At 60.0% G+C, this 20,891-nt stretch carries 17 protein-coding genes and 3 pseudogenes; 6 read left to right on the forward strand and 14 right to left on the reverse strand.

All coding sequences use genetic code 11. The features are described from left to right. Positions 1–54: 54 nt before the first annotated feature. Both EN993_RS00965 and EN993_RS00970 read right to left on the reverse strand, forming a co-directional pair. Positions 55–3,066, reverse strand: coding sequence for a glycosyltransferase (locus EN993_RS00965; RefSeq protein WP_164757504.1), 3,012 nt, complete (start codon positions 3,064–3,066; stop codon positions 55–57). 362 nt (positions 3,067–3,428) lie between these two features. Continuing rightward, on the reverse strand, positions 3,429–3,971 hold the full coding sequence (locus tag EN993_RS00970) for a hypothetical protein (RefSeq protein ID WP_127262141.1): 543 nt from the start codon (positions 3,969–3,971) through the stop codon (positions 3,429–3,431). Positions 3,972–4,021: 50 nt separating this feature from the next. Between EN993_RS00970 and EN993_RS00975 the strand changes: the two genes are divergently transcribed. Then, the gene (locus EN993_RS00975) at positions 4,022–4,714 is read left to right on the forward strand and encodes a hypothetical protein (protein WP_127262142.1); all 693 of its coding nucleotides are present in this window, start codon (positions 4,022–4,024) and stop codon (positions 4,712–4,714) included. 668 nt (positions 4,715–5,382) lie between these two features. On the opposite strand, the gene EN993_RS00985 is transcribed toward EN993_RS00975, so the two are convergent. Continuing rightward, on the reverse strand, positions 5,383–6,051 hold the full coding sequence (locus tag EN993_RS00985; protein WP_127262192.1) for an SDR family oxidoreductase: 669 nt from the start codon (positions 6,049–6,051) through the stop codon (positions 5,383–5,385). A gap of 112 nt (positions 6,052–6,163) precedes the next feature. Here EN993_RS00985 and EN993_RS00990 point away from each other — a divergent pair. Beyond that, a pseudogene (locus tag EN993_RS00990) lies at positions 6,164–7,067 on the forward strand (LysR substrate-binding domain-containing protein). Positions 7,068–7,340: 273 nt separating this feature from the next. On the opposite strand, the gene EN993_RS00995 reads toward EN993_RS00990, so the two are convergent. Both EN993_RS00995 and EN993_RS01000 read right to left on the reverse strand, forming a co-directional pair. Next, a complete protein-coding gene (locus EN993_RS00995; protein WP_127262144.1) occupies positions 7,341–8,258 on the reverse strand; it encodes an NADP-dependent oxidoreductase in 918 nt (305 codons plus the stop codon). 233 nt (positions 8,259–8,491) lie between these two features. Continuing rightward, positions 8,492–8,878: a hypothetical protein gene (locus EN993_RS01000; protein WP_109670170.1), complete on the reverse strand. Its 387-nt coding sequence runs from the start codon at positions 8,876–8,878 to the stop codon at positions 8,492–8,494. A 70-nt stretch (positions 8,879–8,948) separates the two neighbouring features. Here EN993_RS01000 and EN993_RS01005 point away from each other — a divergent pair, with 70 nt between their 5' ends. Beyond that, complete coding sequence (locus tag EN993_RS01005) at positions 8,949–9,797, forward strand: AraC family transcriptional regulator (protein WP_245468581.1); 849 nt, start codon at positions 8,949–8,951, stop codon at positions 9,795–9,797. A 43-nt stretch (positions 9,798–9,840) separates the two neighbouring features. Here EN993_RS01005 and EN993_RS01010 read toward each other — a convergent pair whose 3' ends face one another. From EN993_RS01010 to EN993_RS01025, 4 genes and pseudogenes are all read right to left on the reverse strand, one after another. Next, positions 9,841–10,653, reverse strand: coding sequence for an SDR family oxidoreductase (locus EN993_RS01010; protein ID WP_109670208.1), 813 nt, complete (start codon positions 10,651–10,653; stop codon positions 9,841–9,843). A 55-nt stretch (positions 10,654–10,708) separates the two neighbouring features. Beyond that, positions 10,709–11,212, reverse strand: coding sequence for an SRPBCC domain-containing protein (locus tag EN993_RS01015; RefSeq protein WP_127262145.1), 504 nt, complete (start codon positions 11,210–11,212; stop codon positions 10,709–10,711). 3 nt (positions 11,213–11,215) lie between these two features. Continuing rightward, positions 11,216–11,383: pseudogene (locus EN993_RS01020) on the reverse strand (NADP oxidoreductase coenzyme); the annotation flags it as partial. 84 nt (positions 11,384–11,467) lie between these two features. Then, positions 11,468–12,200 (reverse strand): annotated as a pseudogene (locus tag EN993_RS01025) (SDR family oxidoreductase). Positions 12,201–12,441: 241 nt separating this feature from the next. Between EN993_RS01025 and EN993_RS36905 the strand changes: the two are divergent. Further along, the gene (locus tag EN993_RS36905; protein ID WP_127374442.1) at positions 12,442–12,663 is read left to right on the forward strand and encodes a hypothetical protein; all 222 of its coding nucleotides are present in this window, start codon (positions 12,442–12,444) and stop codon (positions 12,661–12,663) included. A 64-nt stretch (positions 12,664–12,727) separates the two neighbouring features. After that, a complete protein-coding gene (locus EN993_RS01035) occupies positions 12,728–13,699 on the forward strand; it encodes an SDR family oxidoreductase (RefSeq protein WP_127262146.1) in 972 nt (323 codons plus the stop codon). A 234-nt stretch (positions 13,700–13,933) separates the two neighbouring features. Here EN993_RS01035 and EN993_RS01040 read toward each other — a convergent pair whose 3' ends face one another. Then, complete coding sequence (locus EN993_RS01040; protein WP_109672712.1) at positions 13,934–14,440, reverse strand: ferritin-like domain-containing protein; 507 nt, start codon at positions 14,438–14,440, stop codon at positions 13,934–13,936. Between the two features lie 237 nt (positions 14,441–14,677). On the opposite strand from EN993_RS01040, the gene EN993_RS01045 reads away from it, so the two are divergent. Further along, on the forward strand, positions 14,678–16,387 hold the full coding sequence (locus EN993_RS01045; RefSeq protein ID WP_127262147.1) for an HAD-IIB family hydrolase: 1,710 nt from the start codon (positions 14,678–14,680) through the stop codon (positions 16,385–16,387). Positions 16,388–16,440: 53 nt separating this feature from the next. Here the strand turns inward: EN993_RS01045 and EN993_RS01050 are convergent, their stop codons facing one another. The 4 genes from EN993_RS01050 to EN993_RS01065 are packed head-to-tail and all read right to left on the reverse strand — an operon-like array spanning position 16,441 to position 20,850. After that, entirely contained in the window at positions 16,441–16,902 is a 462-nt protein-coding gene (locus EN993_RS01050; RefSeq protein ID WP_127262148.1) for a RidA family protein, read from the reverse strand. A gap of 23 nt (positions 16,903–16,925) precedes the next feature. Next, positions 16,926–19,205 (reverse strand): xanthine dehydrogenase family protein molybdopterin-binding subunit, encoded by a 2,280-nt coding sequence (locus EN993_RS01055; RefSeq protein ID WP_127262149.1) that lies wholly within the window; start codon positions 19,203–19,205, stop codon positions 16,926–16,928. 3 nt (positions 19,206–19,208) lie between these two features. Next, on the reverse strand, positions 19,209–20,231 hold the full coding sequence (locus tag EN993_RS01060; protein ID WP_127262150.1) for a xanthine dehydrogenase family protein subunit M: 1,023 nt from the start codon (positions 20,229–20,231) through the stop codon (positions 19,209–19,211). 1 nt (position 20,232) lies between these two features. Then, complete coding sequence (locus EN993_RS01065) at positions 20,233–20,850, reverse strand: (2Fe-2S)-binding protein (protein WP_127262151.1); 618 nt, start codon at positions 20,848–20,850, stop codon at positions 20,233–20,235. Positions 20,851–20,891 lie beyond the last annotated feature (41 nt).

Raw genomic sequence — 20,891 nt, forward strand, 5'->3', positions numbered from 1 at the left:
CCATCGTGTCAAGCCTGACTTGATAATATACCCGTTTCGTCGCAGTGGGACATCTCATGACGCAGGTAATTCACTCTCATATCGAAGCAAAGTCATATAGCGCGCAACCATTTTCTCTACCGAGAACTTCTGGGCAACCCTCGCACGCCCTTCCTCACCGAATTTTCGCAGCATTTTTGGATTTTCGAGCAACTCAATCACCCTATCGGCCATGGCTTGCGAAGTGGAGGCGAGATAACCCGTTACTCCATCATCAACCTGTTCAGCCGTGCCACCATCGGGATTGGCTACGACAGGCAAGCCCATGGCCATTGCTTCAAGCGAAGCGTTCGGACAACCCTGCCGATCGGAAACCATCACGAAAACACGAAATTGGCCGAGGAACGGCGTCACATCCTCACGTGGCCCAACGAACCGGATGTAATCGAGTTTCTCTCTTCGCTGGCGATCCAGCAGATCCCGCCAATAGGTCTCCGTACGCGAGTCTGGGCCACCAACGATTGTCAGGGACGCGCCTGGTAGTGTCATATTAACGTGCCGCATCATTTCTATTAGGAACTCGATCCTTTTGTCCGGAACAATACGGCAAACGGTGCCGATGGCGAGAGTCGGATCGAAAGTACCCGGGAGAAGATCCGCGGGTTCCGGCAGCGGCACGAAACGAGGCGGGGGCGCAGTGCCGAGCGGGATAAAGGACACCCGTCGCGGCGCCACCGGCGAGGGCGCTCCGCCCGCGTAGAGGGCGACGAAGTCGTCAAGCCTCTTGAAATAATCATCGGCGGTAAACATTATGCGCCGCTGGAATCTAGCCGCATCGGCGAGCTCGTCGAAGAGCATCGGCCCCGGGCTCACGTCTATAAATCGTACATCGCGTTCGAACAGGACTTTAGCCAAGAGCAACTTGATCTCTGGCTGCACGTTCCAGAAGCATATAGACCGCATCGTCAGTTGATCAAACCATTGCAGCAAACTGGCCGTAATTTCGCCCAAGCCCGAGACTTGTTTGAGATCGAGAATGGGAACCTGGGCGTCGGTTAGTGCTGCGCGGAAACGGGCAATCGAAATCCCGTCGATCACACATAGGGCTGTTTTTATTGATGTGGGCAGGCTAGTCAGGAGTAGTGTCAAGGACCGCGCGGGACCTCCGATGTTGAGGTTCTGTGTGACAAACAATGTGCCTTCCGCTATCGACCGCGAAGAGGGCGATCGCACCGCATACTGGGCCAGCAGTGTCCAGAGACGTGGGATGATATCTGGATCGATTGGAGGACTCGGCAGCCACCGTTTTTGACGCTGAGCCCGATCGAGCAAACCTGTAACATAAGCGTTTATGTCGGACGGTTCTTCAACCAAGACTGCGTCGGCTGGTACAATCGCGCGATTTCCGCCCACATCGGCCGCGACAACCGGGCATCCAGCACGTGTCGCCTCCATTAGAGCAATCGAGCTGGCCTCGAAAACGCTGGTGTTCATAAACACATCGAATGCCGCATAGTATGGGTCTACTGGGTGGACGTTACCAGGCATAATCATGTCTGCGATTACGCCCAGTTCCAGTGCTAGGCGGCACGTCGCCTCATACGCTGCACGGCCCATGCCATCTGGATGGTCCCAATCGCCGAGTATCATTAATTTGGCCTTGCGAATCCGCTGGAGCTGCGCGAGCACCCTCACTGCCCTCGTATAGGCCTTCCCCGGACTAAACCGACCCACCATCCCAACTAGTAGGGTGTCCGGTGCCAATCCATATGCATTTCGAAGCTCAATACGTCGTCGAGCAAGATCTTCTGGAGAGAAGGACCGCTGTATTTCGTGCCGTAACGTCACAATAGGGCGGATGCAGCCCGCACGCCGCAGTTGGTCTGCCACGATATCCGCTGTGGCCACCACAAACGGTACTAATGGATGATTATAGCAAACGGGCGCATCAATCCATTCGCCAGAGGTAGTATGAACGACAGGGACCGTCGCAACTCCGAGCGCCCAGATACTCTTCAGAAAATTCAAGGGCACCGAATGGGCATAAAGAAGTGGCGTTGGCGAATTTGCTACTTCCAGTGCTATTTTCCGAGCTGCCCGTTCGGTTGAAAGATAGTCTAGCACATGAACCACGAGATTGTCGTGCGGCGTGATTGCGTACCCTTTCTGAGCTGGCGACATAGTGTACAGGCAAGTGGCCACGCTCTTTTGGACAAAAGTGGACTGAACACATTCGATTACTGTTCGCTCAGCGCCTCCCCGTACTAGCGAGGGCAGCAGGATGTTTAGCTGCGTTTCGCTCGGGCGCATCCTAAGATCGATGTGTCGTCCAATCTTCTTTTGGTCGCCGCCCGCATTGGACAACGGAGTGTAGCGTTCGTATGGATCGATGAGTCCATAGTATCGATAAAGCTCATGCAACGTGCTGCCAGCAGGCGGCCTGTTGGTGTCAACTGGCGTTTCGGAAAGTTTCTGACCGCGGTAGACACCGTCGTCCCGGCGTAGGGTCTGCTGGAATTCGTTCAACCAGTGGATCGCGTACCAATTGTCTGGTATTGGAGTGGCAGATTCTACGAAATGACGCACTGCATGATGCCAACTGTCCAAGTTTGATATGTCTTTCCTGATATATGATGTCAGGCCAAGACGTTCGACATTTCTGTTAAGGACGCGGATTTGGGCGTGCCAATCTACGTCTTCATTGGCGATTGAATCGCTCTCTTCATAGCATGACTTCATCAGTTCGCTGCCCTTGGGGCATTTCATCAAGTTACCAACCATCCCCAATTGATGGGGCCTGAAAACGTAGTCTTCGGTGAAATCGAATGGCCTAAGGCAGGTGATGTCCATGTCTGACCAGACACCGCCATGGTCATGAAGCAGCTTGTAGCGGAATAGATCCGAAAAAGGAGAAACGCTCCCCTCGCCCACTCCCGCCTCGATGTCGCGCGCTCGCTTTCTGAATATCCTCTTGCGTGGTAACACCTCGCAGGCGTCCCGCAGGACGACTCCCTTCACAACCGGCGTTTGAAGATCGTCATAAACCCAGAGATGAAATTCGTGTCCCCAGCGAACAAAGGACTGCAATGTCAGTTCTTCAAGGCGTGAAAGCTTAGGTCCTATCCAAAGGCCATGGACTATGGGCAGTTCCCGACCCCTGGGCCGCGACCGCCGTCCTACCTTTGCTGCAGCCCTGAAGGACATGGGAGCTTCCTCGCACTTGGTTTATCGTTGCACTTAGCGCCAGGTAAAGTGATGGGCGGATTGAAATCATTGCGAGAGAGACGTGTCTTCGTGGCTTTCGCAGGCCCTCGGTGGCGAGCCTCTGATACTAGCAATTTTATACTTAGCCGTTTGATGCTGTCTGTCTAGAGACCCGCCGATATCGCGAATCGCGACCATCGTGAGATGTGGCGCAGTTCAACCTTCCGGGAGTGCTAACCGAGCAATCATCTCCACCGGGCGCCTGCCCAATTGTGAAATTTCCGCTCCGAACTGAAGGCGGTGCAGCGCCCCACTTGTCGCGATCTCAGCGTCCAGGAAGTTGTAAGAAATCGCCTTCCTGGTTTCTTTGACCTGAAGAGGTATAGCCGGTGAAGGCAGCAGCCATTCCACCGACGCTTCCTGCTGTTAGTCCAACGCTGGTAGAGCGCCGGCATCAGCAGGCTTTGCAGCCCATCATCGTAACCTCCAGCGAGATAGGCCCGTTGTTTAGCCTTCTCGTTCTTCAACGTCATGATGTCCGACTTCATCGTAGCAACGTCGGCGCGGACTTTTTCGATGTCGGAGTGGACCGAGGTCTGGGTCTCAATGAAGCCGTCCATTTTTGTCGACAGCGCCGACAGCGCCGACAGCCTGTCGACGATCTCCATGACCTTGCCAGTGATAAAAGTGTCGTTCATCGGTATCTCAGGAAACGGGATTGGCGTTAATCCAGCTACGCCGCGACCGACTGCAACATTCAAGTCGTAGACGTGAATACTGGTTGCCACGAACCCTGCTCCACAATACGAGACTCCTCGGGGATTTGGGGGAAATCGAATTGAAGTCTGCACGCACCGTCCTATCAGGGATTCTTTATCTTTCGATCTGCGCGGCCGCGCATGCGCAGTGCGACGCGCGTCTCATTAGTGGTGACGATCTCGTCGGAAAGCCCGCTTGGTTGGCGCATAACCTGCCTTCTAACAGGTCGCTTACAGTCGCAGAATTTGAAGGACTGAGCATCCCGGTACTCAAGCAGGTCGGGCCAACGGCCTGGGAGCCGTCCGGAGAGCGGTCGCTTCGGCAGGGGACGATGGTCACCGTCACGAAGATCGTGGCGGCGACGGAAGACAACCTTCCGATCTACATCGAGGTCGAAGCTGGGCCAGACGACAGGGTCGTCGTCAACAGCATGAATGTCATGGGATATGATTTCACCGCGTGCAAAGCGTCAGAGTTGCTGTCGGGTGGTCATCGGAACGGGTTTAGCTCGCAGTGGATGCGATCCTTGCCGATGCGACTTAAGGAGGGCGCACGTCCGACCGAAGACGGAAAATGGATCGACGCAGCGAAACTTGAAAAGCTCCGTTACGTCGACTGTATCGAATACGATCGCAACGTGCTCAATCCGCGCCTGACCAGGTGCACCCCCGTTTGGGAAGACGTGGGCGACATGAATGAGCAGGCGACCAGGCCGTCGGATATTTACGTCACCGATGAAATGATCGAACAGGTGATCGATATCGAGGATTAGACTGCGATACTAAGTCGGATCGACCCGCACCACGTTCGTAGCGCGGATCGCGCTGCTGATGTCGCAAGACATCTCGCTGCCGAACACGAGCTCGACGCTCTCATCGTCGCCGCGGTGAGAGCGTGAATCTTGGATCGAGCTCGTCGCGGGACGCGCCATGTTTTCGCGCATAGCAGCACGCTGAGCAGCGACGCGTATGATGGGAGGAACTGATGGATCTCAAGAAACTCATCACTTACGTTTCGCTATCCCTTTTGCGCCGACTATCTCGGACGGCGCGGTTGGCCCAGGTCGATCGACGAGCTGCGCACCGACGATCTGCTCCTCATCCCCCGTGGCGATGGTCTCCCCCGCTTCGCGACAGGGACGGCGTGGAGGACCAGGTCGAGTCCACCGCTCGGCTCACCGCAAATGATCTCACGGCAATAGATCGCATGGTGCTTAACGAGGCTGGGATCGCGGTTACGGCGAGATATGTGGCTGCGCCTGAGATCGAGGCCGGCAATCTCGTTCGCGTTCTGCCAGGCTGGAGCGTTCCAGCCGTCGATGTCAGTCTAGTCATGCCTGCCGGTAAGGAACGTAGCCCGGCTGCAAGAGCCTTCGTTGAGTTTATGCGCCAACGGGTTGCCGGCAACCGCCGCTGGTTTGACGATGGGGCGTGGCGGGCCTCACCATGTAATCAGTGGCGAACGATGCCGCCAGGCGTCGCTATGCACCTGGTCGAGGACAAATTTCGCAACGTCCTCCCGCGAGATGGTCCCGCCATGGAAGTCGGACAGATCGGTTAGAGTGCGGACATTGGCGCGTCCCGCCTTTTTGTTCAAAACGGATGGCCGGATGATAGTCCAATCGAGGTCGGACTCACGGATGACGGCTTCCTGCCGGTTCTTGTCCGCATAGACGTTGCGCAGGAGCAGCGGAAAAATCACGTTATCGAACAGGAACCCGCCATGGCCGGCGCTGTCGCCCGCGCCCATCCCGGTGATGGTGATCAGGCGCGAGATGTGTTCAGTCTTCATTGCCTTGACGAGCGCGCGGGTCGCGGTCGAGAGCAGCGTCACCTTGTTGAACGGGCTGGCCGGAGTGCCCAGGGCACTGATGACGGCATCCTGCCCGGTGACGGCCTCGCTTAGGGTCTTCTGGTCGCGGGCGTCGCCGACAACAAGCCGAACGCCCTTCATTTCCGCCGCTTTTTCGGGAGATCGGACCAGTGCCGTCACCTCATATCCGCGTGCCAATGCCTGGCTGACGATGAGCCGGCCAGTCGGCCCCGTCGCCCCCAAAACCAATATCTTGGTCTGCGCGGCGTGGGGATTGTCGTTTGTGGACTTGATCATGGCTTTGTTCCTCGTTGGGTGAGACGTTTGCAGTTGGGTAGGTTGTTGTCGTAAATATGAGTGGTTCACATATGATGCGATAGGCGCTGATATTGGACACACCGTCTCATTGGTGGAACAGAGGGATTTGCTGGCTCTTGCGGATTTCGTGCTCGCCGCGGCGGCTTCGGCCGTGCAGCACGGGACGGGTGGCAGAACTTGAGGCTGGCCTGGGATTGCGACTTGTCGAGCGTGACGCGCGGGCACTCAAACTGACCGAGGAAGGGCGCGCGCTCTACGAACGGGCAGGCCATTTGCTGACCGAACTGGACGAAACCGCAGCAGCGATTGCCTCGGGCGGACAGAAGCCGCGAGGCAAACTGCGGATAAGTGCACCATTGCTTTTTTCTCAAACCGCATTGGGCAAGATCGCCGCCGGTTTTGCGCTGAAGTACCCGGACGTTCGGCTCGAGGTCTCCACGGATGACCGCGCTGTGGATATGATCGATGAGGGGTTTGATCTGGTGATTCGGGTAAACCCTGATCCGGATGAGACCCTTATCGGGCGAGCGTTCCTGCACGATCGATTGGTGGTCGCCGCGAGCCCGGGTCTCGCCCGGCCGACGGCGAACACGACAGCGCCCGCCGTCGTACGATCGGCGAGCGATCGACTGACCTGGCAAGTGATGACCGCCACCGGCCCGACTCCAATTATGATCGAGCCCGTTCTGGCGCTAACATCCCTTGTCATGGTCCAGGACGCGGTGCGAGCCGGCGTTGGCGCCGGCCGCTTACCTTTGTCGCTCGTGAGCCACGAGCTCGCAGACGGCACGCTGGTAGAATGGGGCGAGGTCGACGGACCTGACATTGTCCTTTGGGCGCTCTACCCGTCCAAGCGGCTCCTGAGCGCTCGGGTGTCAGCGTTTCTGAACTATCTCAAAGAGGCCCAGATCTGCTTCTGCGTGAGCGGGCGGTTCGTCCCTACCTTCCTGCCAACGTTCCAGGCTGCGCGCTCGCGGCTAGCATCATCGAAATGAGAATGACCCATGTGAGTTCTCCTTGGTCTTAATTGGTCAGGGAAAAAAATGGATCGCCATCATTGCAGCTAGAGCCGTTACCGGACCGTCCGGGATTTAAAGGAGCTGCAAGCCGCAGTTCGGCCGTGACCCCGCCATGCGCCCTGTTTTCTTGGTCTACGTCGTAGCCGATCCTCGAAGGGGTTCCTCTCTCCTCGACTATTGTCTACGCGTCTCGCCGGGCCACACGCTGAGCGATATGACGACGCGCTTACGCCCTCTCTCCCCAAGTTCTTACGGACGAACGCGGATGACGGTCTTCCCCGTGTGTCGCTCGCTCGCGTTGAAGGTTGCAACGGCCTCGTTGAGGGCCGAAACTTTGCCGATGTTCGTCCGCAGTCGCCCGTCCCGCACCCGCTGGACGATCTCACTCAGTTGGGCGCGATCGGACTCGACAACGAAGTCAACCGCCAGGCCGTCTGCGGGCCGCGCCTCGGCCGGGCCGACGACGGTCACCAGCGTTCCTCCGGCCCGGATCAGAGCTGCGGACCGCTTCTGGATGTCCCCGCCGATGACATCGAACACCAGATCGACTCCACCGACGTCTTCCAGGGCGTCGTTCTCGAGGTCGACGAATTCGTTTGCGCCGAAGTCGAGTGCCTTCTGTCGGTCGGCCGCGCGTCCGGTGCCGATGACATAGGCACCGGCCTCACGTGCGAGTTGCGTCACCATCGAACCGACGGCGCCGGCTGCGCCATGTGCAAGGACGCTCTGCCCCGCCTGAAGACGGCCGTGCTGAAAGAGTCCCTGCCACGCGGTCAGACCCGAGATTGGCAGGCTCGCGCCCACTGTGAAATCGACGTCGCCTGGCAGCGGCGCGAGGTTGCGTGCTTCCATGGCAATATACTCCGCCAGTGTGCCGTCGCGATACCAATCGGCGAGACCGAACACCCGCTGTCCCACTGAAAGACCCGTGGTGCCATAGCCGAGCGCGGTGACCACTCCGGCCAGTTCGTGTCCAGGGATCGATGGCGTACGCGCCTGGTCGCGGCGGTCGGTCCAAGTCGAAGGCCACTCCAACTCGGTCGGGACGAAGCCCGACGCATGAACCTGAACGACGACGTCGTTTATCGCTGCCTGTGGCTTGGGCCGCTCCACCAGTGTCATGCCGGCCGTTCCCGCAGACTGGTTCGTCACAATGATCGCTTTCATGGGTGTCGTCTCCGCAGATACTTGTTGGTTCAGGGTAAATTGCACGCGCGGAAGGGGCTTTTCGATCTCACACAACCAGTTATCGACTCGACACTTTCTGCGACGACCTTGATGTCAATTTGCTCGTGTGCCGCAGCGACACGGATCGCCATTGGGGAGCGAACTTGCGTGGTTCAAGCACCAGCGGCGACCGAGGGTTAACTCGGCCGCTGCCGCATGATGTTAGCAAGCCTCTAAGGGTGCGCCGTCTTCAGTGCGCGCTCCCCGCTTTCGGGCGCGTTGAGCACGAAGGTGACGAGGAGAACGGCAGCACCGTTCGCCCAGTAGTACCAGGCGTCCAGTCCCTGCAGGCCGAGCACGAAGGGCACGGCGACGAAAGTAATGCCGACGAGGCGGTCAACCGCGACATGCAGCCCAAATGGCAGCACTCGGACTACACCAGTCCTGTGATTGGTGAACAGGGTCAGAATGAGGGCGGCGACGCCAGTTGCGACCGACACCCAAAGCGCCAGCGGATTGGCATGGCCGAGCCCGAGCAGGAACGGCGTTGCCATCAGGCTCAGCGCGACGGGATAGTCGAGGAAGGCGTGAACGGTCTTTGTGACGAAGCGAATATTCATGAGACTCTCCGGTTGATCGAGGACTGGGGACTTGCACACCACTTATATGGAAGACTATGGGTGACGCTTGGTGCCAATTATTTTGCTGATCGTCCCAATGGACCCCTTCGCTGCCCTGTTCGCCCACGTAACGCCGACGGCCCGGACATTCTTCACGGGGAACCTGTGCCAGACGTTGCAGTTCACTGGTGTGGGCCATTTGCACCTGTTCAAGGCAGGCGCGCTCACGGTCACCCAGGACGGACAAGCCGACCTCGAACTCGTTGAGCCGACCCTGCTGTTTTTGCCGCGCGGGCGGACCCACAGTTTCGCAGTTGATCCTGGGCGCGGAGCCGACCTCGTATGCGCGACCGTCGAACTCGGGGGTGCGGAGGGCAACCCGATTGGCCAGGGCCTGCCTGAATGTGTGGTCCTGCCGCTCGCTGCTCATCCGGCGCTGGGCCCGGTTTGTGATCTGCTGATCGGCGAAGCTTTCTCTGAAGCTGGTGGCCGCCAGGCGGCGCTCGACCGGCTGTTCGACTATCTCCTGATCCTCATCGTGCGTCACGTCGTTGAGAGCGGGATCATTTCGACCGGCGTGCTCGCCGGGCTCGCCGACCCACGCCTGGCCAAGGCGCTGACCGCGATGCACGAGGCGCCGAAGAAGCCTTGGAAGCTTGAGGATCTGGCCGACGTTGCGGGCATGTCACGCACGAGGTTCGCCGATCATTTTCGGACGCTGGTCGGCCTGACGCCCATTGAGTACCTGACGGTCTGGCGCATGACGATCGCGCGCCAGCTTCTCGGCAAGGGTAAACCGGTCAAGAGTGTCGCGGCGCAGGTCGGCTACGACAGCGCGGCCGCCTTCTCGCGCGTGTTCAGTCGGGTGACCGGGCGGCCGCCGCGCGAGTTCGATGCACTCCGGGATGGATCTCCCTAATCGATGAACTCGGCACTAAGCGTCGGTACAATCAACGGCATGCTTAAGCGACGAAGCGGACCACGCCGCCTTCCACGCGCAGCGCCGCACCAGTCGTTGCGGAGGCCTGCTCCGAGCAGGCATAGACGATCATGTTGGCGACCTCGTCGGTCGTCGCGAAGCGCTGGATGAGCGTAGTGGGGCGCATCGCCTTCAGGAAGCCCTGCTCGGCTTCCTCCTGCGTGACTCCGTTCGCCTCGGCCTGCTTCGCCATGAAGTCGCCCAGGATTTCGGACCGGGTCGGCCCCGGCAGGACGGCGTTGACAGTGACGCCCGTGCCCGCTACCGCCTCGGCAAGCCCACGCGAGACCGCCAGCTGCGCGGTCTTTGTCATGCCGTAGTCGAGCATCTCCTTGGGAATGTTGACTGCGGATTCGCTACTGACGAACACGACACGGCCCCAGCCTTTCCTCACCATGCGCGGCAGGTAATGGCGCGCCATGCGCACGCCGCTCATCACGTTCAGCTGGAACAGCCCGAGCCAGTCCTCATCGGGGATTTTCGCGATGTCCTCGATGCCGTTGTAGTCGCGGATGTACGCCGTCCCCACGTTGTTAACGAGGACGTCGGCGTCGGGCGCCTGCGCGAAGACGGTCTCGGCGCCCGCCGCCGTCGACAGATCGGCGGCGATGCCGGAAATGTCGCTGTCCGGAAAGGCTTGTCGCATCTGTCGCACCGCTTCATCGACGCGGACGCGTCCACGGCCGTTGATGACGACCGAGGCGCCGGCACGCGCCAGTCCTTCCGCAGTGGCGCGGCCGATGCCCGCCGTTGAGCCCGTAACGATCGCCTTGCGGCCCTTGAGTTCGATATTCATGTGATTCATCTCCGATTGCATTTGGGCCGCTAGCCCTGGCGTCAGAACAGGCGTGTTACCCTGCCATCTGCGCGACTTCCGCCTCCGCAGCGACAGCGAGGCTTTCGACCCATAACTGGTGATAGCGGTAGAGCGCGCCGGGATGCTTGCACCCGAGCTCCTCAAGGAACCAGGGACCCTGCTGCGTCTCCTCGGTCAGCACATGACAGCCGTCGGCCGTGGGCGTAATCACCCAGCCGTGGTAGGCGCTAGAACCTGTCTCGTCACCATCGACGGTCGTCGCCCAGGCGAGCCTGCGGTCAGGCACGCATTCCGTCACGACAAGGCTCATCGGAAAGCCGACCGTCACCCGGCTGTATCGCGTCCCGAGCGCCAGTTCTCGCCCGCCGCTTAGGATTTTGACCTGATTTTCGGCAGGAAAATAACGGGACCAGTTCTCGGCATCGACGAGCAGCTTCCAGACCACCTCGGGCGGAGCTTTCACGTCGATGTCATTGAGCGCGTAGATGGCCGAGATTTTCGGGTCGTACCGCTCGGGCCAGATTACACGGTCATACATTGTTCACGACGCCTTCTTGAACAGATCCTGGAAGATGAGAGGCGCCCAGCTCTTGTCCCGCGCCTGTATGAGCGATCCTCCCTCCGCTAGTCTCCCCAGCCAGACCGGCGCGAATCCCAGTTGTTCGACCAGGGCGCGGACGGGGGTGGATGCCGCGTCATCGTCGCTAGCGTAGCTCATATGTTTTCTCCTTGGGTTGTCACGCCCTGCGTGGCTCCGAACGATCAAATGGAGCGCCCGGCCGGGCGTAGTGCGTCAGAGTTGTGCTAGGCCGCCGTCGGCGGCGACTTCGCTGGCGGTCATGAAGCTGCTGTCCGACGACGCGAGAAAGGCAGCCACCGCCGCGATCTCCGCGGAATCGGCCATGCGCTGGAGCGGAGTCATCGCGCCGTAGGCCCTCTGGCCCTCCTCGCCCAGCGCTTCCTTCGCGAGTTCGGTCGCCGTCGCCCCGGGCGACAACACGTTGACCCGGATGCCGGTGCCCTTCAGGTCTTCCGCCCAGGTCCGCGCGAGATTGCGAACGGCCGCCTTGCTCGCGCTATAGGCAGTGAAGCCCGGGGCGCCCGTGGTGCCGGCGCTCGATCCGGTCAGGATGATCGAGCCGCCCTGGCCTCAGCGGCAACGCCTTCTGGACCGTGAAGATCGTACCCTTCACATTGGTGTCGAAGGTTTCGTCGATGTGCTTGGCGGTGATCTGGCCGAGCGGCAGCGGACCTCCCGCACCGGCATTGGCGAAGACGATGTCGAGGCTGCCGCGCTCGGCCTTCACCGCAGCGTAGAGCCGGTCGAGATCGGCCTCATCCGAGACCGAGCCCTTCACCGCGCGGGCATTGGGCCCAAGGTCGGCCAAAGCGGCGTCAAGCGCGTCCTGCCGGCGGCCGAAGATGAAAACGAAGGCGCCTTCCTCGATGAAGCGCTTTGCCGACGCGCGGCCGATGCCGGTCGCGCCACCCGTGATGACGGCGGTCTTTCCATTCAGTCTGGTCATGACGTGCATCCTTCGTTTCGCCGTATCGTGTCTTTGGCTGTACGGGAACGTCCCGCGAGAGCCTCAAGATGGGTTCGCCGAAGTCGGGCGGTGAGTGCGCAATCGCGCACATCGGTGGTGCGAAAACGATCCAGCTAGATAATTGAACGCCGCGACGACCGCGCAAACTACGGCTGATCGTGTTAGAATGGGCTTTGCAAGCCGCACCGCGCGGTGCGGGATTGCACCGTGATCGACTGGGATGACGTTCGCTACTTTCTTGCCGTCGCGCACGCTTGCCGGCCACAGTGGCGAGCGATGGCCGGTAGGGCGGCGCTGGATCAAACTCACCGAGCGTGTCGTGTCGATGGCGCAATCGGACAGTCCTGTCCTGCCGACATTCCGGAATGCGGCTTTTCGGGTGATCGGCCGCGCCACACTGCAACGGCCATTTCTCGAGCGTGTCGCCGGTTTGAAGGAATGATGCGTTGGCCATAAACCTTTTGGCCGCACATGCGTTGTTCCCTCTCCAAGCCGAGGAGACGATCATGCAGATGAAGTCGGAAATAGCGGGCGAAGCGGCCAAGCAACGCCATATCCAGCGTGGCATCGATGCCAAGGACAAATCGAAAGGCAATGGCAAGCAGCAAGGCGCCATGCAGGCGGGTGCGCGCGAGTATCCCGAACCTCCCTTCCCCGAGCAACATCAACCCAAGCCTGGGCATGAATGGGCGATCGAGCCGGCGCCGCTGTATGATGCGCCATACTATCTCGGATCGAAAAAACTCGACGGAAAGGTAGCGCTCATCACCGGCGGCGATTCCGGCATTGGCCGTTCGGTGGCGGTTTTGTTCGCCCGCGAGGGCGCCGACATCGTGATCGTCTATCTCGCCGAAGACAAGGATGCCGAAGAGACCAAATCCGCAGTGGAGAAAGAGGGACGACGCTGCATTCTGGTCAAGGCCGACGTCAGCGATCGCGATCACTGCCGCCACTCGGTGGCCGAGACCGTGAAGGAATTTGGCCGTATCGACGTGCTGGTCAACAATGCAGCCTTCCAGATCCATTCCAGAGATTTCAGCGAACTGACCGAAGAGCATTTCGACACGACGCTGAAAACCAATCTCTATGGTTACTTCCACATGGCACAGGAGGCGATACCGCACATGAAGCCAGGTTCGGCGATCATCAACACCGGTTCGGTAACCGGCATCGACGGTTCAAAGCAATTGGTCGACTATTCAATGACCAAGGGGGGCATTCACGCCTTTACGCGGGCCCTTTCGGGCAATCTGATCGGCAAGGGGATAAGGGTAAACGCGGTTGCGCCAGGTCCGGTGTGGACACCGCTGAACCCATCGGACAAGGAGGCTGATGACGTTTCGAAATTCGGGATGGACACGCCGATGAAACGGCCCGCACAACCGGAAGAACTTGCGCCAGCCTATGTGTTCCTCGCCTCGCCGCAGTGCTCAAGTTACATCACCGGTGAGATTTTGCCGGTTGTCGGAGGCTACTGAGGGTGGCCGAAACGAAACGTATGACCAAGGAGTAGGATGGGTGGTTCGTCTGCTTTTTCAGGATGGCGCTTGCTTACGCAGCATACCGCATCTGCACGGAACCTGCAGGACCCGCCCGCATGTGCCGCAGGATGACGGCGAGGCGCTACGCAAGCAATCGGCGGCCTTGGGCATCGAGCTGCCGCACTGACAGCTGCCAGGCCGGCCGAAGTTCCGGCCAGCCCGGTTTCAGCCTTATTCAGCGGCCTGGAGGTTGATCTTGCTTTCCGCCATTTCGGTGAGCTTGCGATCGGTTGCCTGTTCTTCTCTGAGGTTCTTGGCCAGCACGTTAGCACAGTCAGTGCGGCCAAGCTGCTTGGCCCAGGCGATGAGTGTACCGTAGCGTGTCATCTCATAGTGCTCGACGGCCTGCGCCGATGCGATCAGCGCCGCATCGAGGACTTCCTTGTCATCTACGTCACCGCTCACATCGTCGGCCTCCTCGAGAATGCCGTCGATTGCCGGGCAGTTGACCGTCTTGGCCTTAACGCCATGCAACTCGAACACCTCTTCGACGCGCTCGATATGGCCCCTGGTCTGGCCGAGATGTTTTTCGAATCCAGCTTTCAGTTGCGGGTCGGTTGCCTTGTCGATCATCTTCGGCAGCGCTTTCTCGATCTGCTTTTCGGCGTAGTAGATGTCCCGCAGCGTGTGCACGAACAGATCGTCGAGTGTCTTGATGTCCTTCGAAAAGAAGCCCATGACCTTGCCTTTCATTGCGCTCAATGTGGATTTTAGCGGCGAGATTTGCTCGCTGCCGCGAGAGCCGAGACTGAGGCCCCCAGCTTGTCGGTCAACGTACCAATGCCGGAGGGGTTCCTGACTTTTCGGGTGAAACTGCCCACCTTTTCGAAAGCCCGCAATTTCTCCGATTGGAGCCTTTGTCTCGACGGCACGTTCTACCCAGAGCGCGAACCAGAACCGTGAAGGGTTGGCAGAATGTATTTCATTGCGTTGGCGACGGACTATGACGGCACTTTGGCTCATGACGGAACCGTCGCCAGGAAAACGCTCTCTGCCCTCAAGCGGTTCAAGAAAAGCGGCCGCAAGCTCGTTCTCGTCACCGGGCGCGAACTGCCCGATCTCAAGCGCGTCTTCTCAGAGGTCAGTCTCTTCGACAAGGTCGTCGCCGAGAATGGAGCGCTGATCTACACACCGGCCAGCGAGGAAGAGCGGGTGATCGCCCCTTCGCCTGAGCCCAAATTCGTCGCCAGACTGAAGAAGCAGGGCGTCAAGCCGTTGTCGGTCGGCCAGTCGATCATCGCGACCTGGGAACCCCATCAGGCCACGGTGCTCGAGGTCATCAAGAAGATGGGCCTCGAACTGGAAATCATTTTCAACAAGGGCGCGGTGATGATTCTGCCGAGCGGCATCAACAAAGCTACCGGGCTGGCTGCCGCCCTTCAGGATCTTCGTCTTTCACCGCACAATGTCATCGGCGTCGGCGACGCCGAAAACGACCACGCCTTCCTGCAGGCCTGCGGCTGCAGTGTCGCCGTCGATAATGCAATTCCAGCGGTCAAGGATACAGCCAACTTGGTCATGCGTGGCGCACGCGGCAAAGGCGTGGAGCAGCTGATCGACAAGATGATCAAGCATGATCACGCGATCGTATCGAGGCGCCACGACGGTATCGTTCTCGGATCGGCCGGCGGCGACGAGATCTATTTGTCTCCAACCGACACGGTCCTCATCGCCGGCAGTTCGGGCATCGGCAAATCCACCTTGGCCACCGCGCTGACGGAGCGCTTCGTCGAGAGCAAGTTTCAGTTCTGCGTCTTCGATCCCGAGGGAGACTACGACGGCCTCCAGGGCGCCGTGCGGCTTGGTGACGGATCAAGCGCACCGACAAAGGCGCAGGTGCTGGATCTGATCGCCAAGGCCGACAGCAATATCGTCGTCAATGGACTGGCGCTGCGCGTCAATGAGCGACCTGATTTCTTTGCCGACCTGCTGCCCGGCCTCGGCAGTTTTCGCCGCCGCACCGCAAGGCCGCATTGGCTCGTCATCGACGAAGCGCATCATCTCCTGCCCAAGCGGCGCGACGATACGCGGGCTGTCCTGTCACTGGAATTGCCGGGCACAATCCTGATCACTGTTCACCCCGAGGCGATCTCGACCGACGCGTTGCGCCTTGTGACGGCTATCATTGCGCTCGGCCCCAAGGCGAAGGACGTGGTGAAGGTCTTCTGCCATGAGACAGGCATTGAGGCACCGAAGGCCATCCCAACTCCCAAGGGCGCACGCGTGCTGTTCTGGCGGCCGCAGGCAGGCAAGAAAGTCAAAACGGTCAAGGTGATCGAGCCGCGCCAGTCACTCAAGCGGCACAGCCGCAAATACGCCGAAGGCCAGCTCGATGAAGCAGGCAGCTTCTATTTCCACGGCACTGACAATGCGATGAACCTCAGAGCCCACAATCTGATGATCTTTGCCCAGATCGCTGAGGGCATCGACGACAAGACCTGGGAGTTTCATTTGCATGCCGGCGACTATTCCAAATGGTTCCGGCATCAGATCAGGGACAAGGACCTCGCACGCGAAACGGCCGAGGCGGAAGAGGACAAAACACTATCCGCCGAGGAGAGCCGCAAGCGCGTGCTCGATGCCGTTCGCCGCCGTTACACGGCTCCAGCCACAGCGCCGGAATGATACGCGAGAGCCAAGGGTAACTAAGCCAGCGCTATTGCACGCGGGAACTCTATTCAATCAGGCAGCGCCGCCATCGCGACAATTTCAACAACAATGTCGGCTTGCGCAAGCGCTGCAACCCCGATCACCTCCGAGGGCGGCGGGTTGTTATAGCTGCAGTGCTTCGGGCAATGCTCGGCAAAGAACTCGTCCAGCACGTCCAGGCGAAAATTGGGAGAACTCAGAACGCCACCATCGGGAAACGGCCCCTTGATGAAGAAGGTCAGCCGGATGAGGTGGTCGAGCGCGCTACCGAGTTCTTCCAGATCTGATTTGATGTTCGTCAGAATGGCGCGCCACTGTGCCGCTGCATCGCCAGTGAAGCCGCCTCCCTTCTTTCCGGCTGGATCATAATCGTCGGCGGTTGCCGTGTTTCCGCAAAGGTAGACAAATCCCTTTGCTCCGCTAACGACCGTGCCTTTTCCCCACGGCATCAACCTGCCGTTTTTGAATTTCTTATGGGTTACGAGTTCCACTTTCAGTCCAATGCCCCAAATCGTCAGTCTATCAAATCGTCGATCCTGATTGGCAGATCGCGGATGCGCTTCCCGGTGGCGTGATAGACCGCACTTGCCACGGCAGCAGCTGTTCCAACGTTGCCAAGTTCGCCCAACCCCTTGACACCGGCAGGATTGACCTCGTGATCGACTTCCGGGACGAGGATCACGTCGACCTGTTTGATGTCCGCGTTGACCGGCACCAGATAGTCCTGCAGGTCGCGGTTGACGTAGCGCGCGTGCCGCCGATCGATCTCCGTTGCCTCGTGCAAAGCCTGGCCGATGCCCCAGATCATACCGCCCATCAGTTGGCTGCGCGCGGTGCGCGTGTTCATGATGCGCCCGGCAGCAAAGGCACCGACGATGCGCGGCACCCTGATTTCACGGGTGTAGCGGTTGATGCGCACTTCGACGAAGTAGGCGCCAAAGGCATATTTGACCGAATCCTTGTCTCCTTCCCCACCATGAAATTCCGGCTGTCCGGCATAGAGCTTGCTTAATGCCTCCGGCGAAGAACCCTTGGGCGCAAATTCGGCATATTCCTCGATGGCGCCGACCTGCATGGCCTTGAAGACGTCGGCCAGCTTCACCGATTTGCCAGTCTCCGTAACGACTTTCCCATCCGCCATATCCAGTTTCGCGTTGCCCGAACCGGCAAGGGGACCATCGTTGCCCGCCGCGGCCGCGAACAGTTTGTCGCGTACCGCATCGCAGGCCTTCATCACCGCGGAGCAGACGCTGGCCGTCGAGATCGAGCCGCCCGACACCGGTGCCGGCGGCAAGGCGCTGTCGCCCATCTCGACGCTGATCTTTTCGATGCCGACACCCAGCCTTTCGGCTGCCATCTGTGCTGCGATGGTGCGAACACCAGTGCCGATTTCATGCGAACCACATTGGATCCGGACCGCGCCGTCGGCGGTGAGACGAACCCTGGCCGCGCAAGGTGCGACGGCGGTCGGGTAGATTGCTGTGGCGCAGCCCATGCCGACCAGCCAGTCGCGGTCACGCATCGAGCCGGCCTTGGGCTCGCGTTTCGCCCAGCCAAAGGCCTCCGCGGCCTGATCGTAGCACTTGATGAGCGAGCGGCTGGAAAATGGCTTGCCGCCGATCGGTTCCTTGTCCGGCTCATTGATGCGGCGAAACTCGACAGGGTCCATGCCAAGCGCAACGGCCGTTTCATCCATGGCATTCTCAAGCGCATAGACGTAAGGCGTTTCTGGTGGTGACCGCATGTATCCAGGCGTGTTGCGGTCGGCGTGGACCAGCGAAACATGAGTCAGGACAGAGCCGTAATTGTACATGCGGGCGGTGGCGGACGTGCCGCCGACGACATAAGGGTCAGGGCGTGACGTCACCTCCCAGCCCTCATGTCCGAACGCCGTGATGCGGCCGTCCTTGCCGGCGCCTATGCGGATCCGATGCCGCGTCTCGGCGCGATAGGTCTGCGTACCGAAGGCCTGTATGCGGCTAACGACGCAGCGAACTGGACGACCAATTCGCCGCGCGGCGATGGCGACGATGGCCGTGCGGGCCGTCATCGGTCCCTTCGAGCCGAAGGCCCCGCCGATATAGGGACTGATGATTCGAACGTTGGCCGGGTCGAGCTTCAGCTGGCGTGCCAGTTCCGCCTTCCAGCCGGTCACGTTCTGCGAGGGCTCGTGTATCGTCAGTTGATCGCCCTGCCATATCGCCGTGGTCGAAAACAGTTCGATCGGGTTGTGATGCTGGGTCGGCGTCGAGTATTTTTCGTCGATCTTCACCTCCGCATCCGCCCAGGCGGCGTCGAAGTCGCCAGCCTTCGCATCTTCCTTCAGCATCGGGCTTTTGCCGGCCGCCGGCTCAACCGTCACGCCTTTTGAATCGAAAGTGGCGCTGGGTGGTTCGTTCTCATAATCGGCGCGGATCAACGCCGCCGCTTCTTCCGCCGCCTCAAAAGTCTCGGCAACCACCAGAGCGACGATCTGGCCGTCGTGGAAAATCGTCTTGTCGTGCAACGGCCCGATCGAACTTGCGCCGGTGTTGCCGAATTTCGGTTTGTCGATGTTGTCCATGTCGCCATAGCTGACGATGTCCAACACACCCGGCACCGCCTTGGCATCGTCCATTTGAAGTCTGGAGACCTTGCCTCGAGCGATGCTGCTGGTGACAAGGGCGCCGTAGGCGACGTTGGCCGTGGCGATGTCGGCGGGATAATTGGCCTGTCCGGTAACCTTCAGTCGGGCGTCGATGCGGACAACAGGATCGCCCTGATTGTCTTTGGGGGCGGGTGCGGCTTGGTTCATAGGTCAGACCTTCATGTCACGGGTTTCGAGCAGCGCCCGCACCAGCGTGCGCTTGCCAAGCGGTATCTTGAACGCGTTGTGTTCGCGCGGCTTGGCATCGGCAAAGGCAACATCGGCGGCGGCTTGGGCCGCGGCCTCATCAAGCACCTTGCCCTTGAGCGTGTCTTCCGCCGCGCTCGCCCGCCACGGCACGGTCGCCACGCCGCCAAGAGCGATGCGCGCGCTCCTGACCCTCTCGCCGTCCATGTCGAGCGCGACAGCCGCGGACGCCAGCGCAAACGCGTAAGATTCGCGATCGCGTATCTTCAAATAGCGCGACCTGCTGCTCCATGGCGTGAGCGGCACTTCGATCGCGGTGATGAGCTCGTCTGCCGCGAGATCCGTTTCGATGTTCGGCGTCTCGCCCGGCCGCCGATGCAGCTTGGCAAAGGCAAGCGTGCGTCTTCCTTGCTGGCCTTCGATGTCGACGGTTGCGCCGAGCGCAATCAGGGCTTGCGCGAAATCGCCGTGGTATGCGGCAATGCAGGCATCGCTGGTACCGAGAACCGCATGCTGGCGGTTGAACCCTTCCATCGCTGCGCAGCCGGAGCCTGGCTCACGTTTGTTGCATGGCCAGGAGGTTTCACGAAAATATTCGCAGCGCGTCCGCTGCAGCACATTGCCGCCGAGGCTCGCCATGTTGCGAAGCTGGCCACTGGCGGCGAACTTCAGACTTTCGGCCAGGAGCGGACAACGACGCCTGACATCCCCGTTGTCGGCTGCTTCACTCATGCGAACCAACGCCCCGAAGCGAATGGCATCATCCTCTATCCTGATCTGCCGCAAGGCGGGTTCGGCGAGAGTGTTGAGATCGATCAATCGTTCCGGTTGCGCGACACCGAGCTTCATGTAGTCGGCCAGATTGGTGCCACCGGCGATAAACTGCGTGTTGGCCGCAGTCGGCGGACTCTGCCCAGTATCGGCATGGGTCGCGATGTCGACCGCTGAGGAGACGCTGGTTGGGCGTTCATAGACGAAGGGGCGCATCCTAGGCCCTCCTGATCTCGTCGCGGGCCTGGACGATCGCCGCAACGATGTTCGGATAGGCAGCACAGCGGCACAGATTGCCACTCATATATTCGCGAATATCATCTTCCGACCCGGCATGGCCTTCGTTGATGCACCCGATGGCGGACATGATCTGTCCCGGTGTGCAATAGCCGCATTGAAAGGCATCGTGATCGACAAAAGCCTGCTGGACCGGATGCAGTTCCCCGTCCGTCGAAACCAAGCCTTCCACGGTTGTGATCTCGCGGCCCTCGTTCATGACGGCGAAACTCAGGCACGAGAGCACCCGCTTTCCGTCGACAAGAACGGTGCACGCGCCGCATTGCCCGTGGTCGCAACCTTTCTTGGTGCCAGTCAGGCCAACATGATCGCGCAGAGCGTCAAGCAGGCTGGTGCGATTGTCGAGCGCGAGGTTGTAGGGCTGTTTGTTGATACGCATTGAAACCGCCGACAGGTCGCGCGGTCCGGCCGGTTTGGCGGACGTTGGCTGGTCAGCGCTCTTCGAGGAATTGACAAGCGGCATTGCCGCTACCGCCGAAACAGAGGCCGTCATGAACATGCGTCTGCTCAGGCCACTGGCAATTTTGGCTTCGGACATGGCTGGCTCCGGGCTGGCTGGGTCTCAAGCGGACCCAACCA

The sequence above is a fragment of the Mesorhizobium sp. M7D.F.Ca.US.004.01.2.1 genome (assembly GCF_003997785.1).
GTDB classification, from domain to species: Bacteria; Pseudomonadota; Alphaproteobacteria; order Rhizobiales; family Rhizobiaceae; genus Mesorhizobium; species Mesorhizobium loti.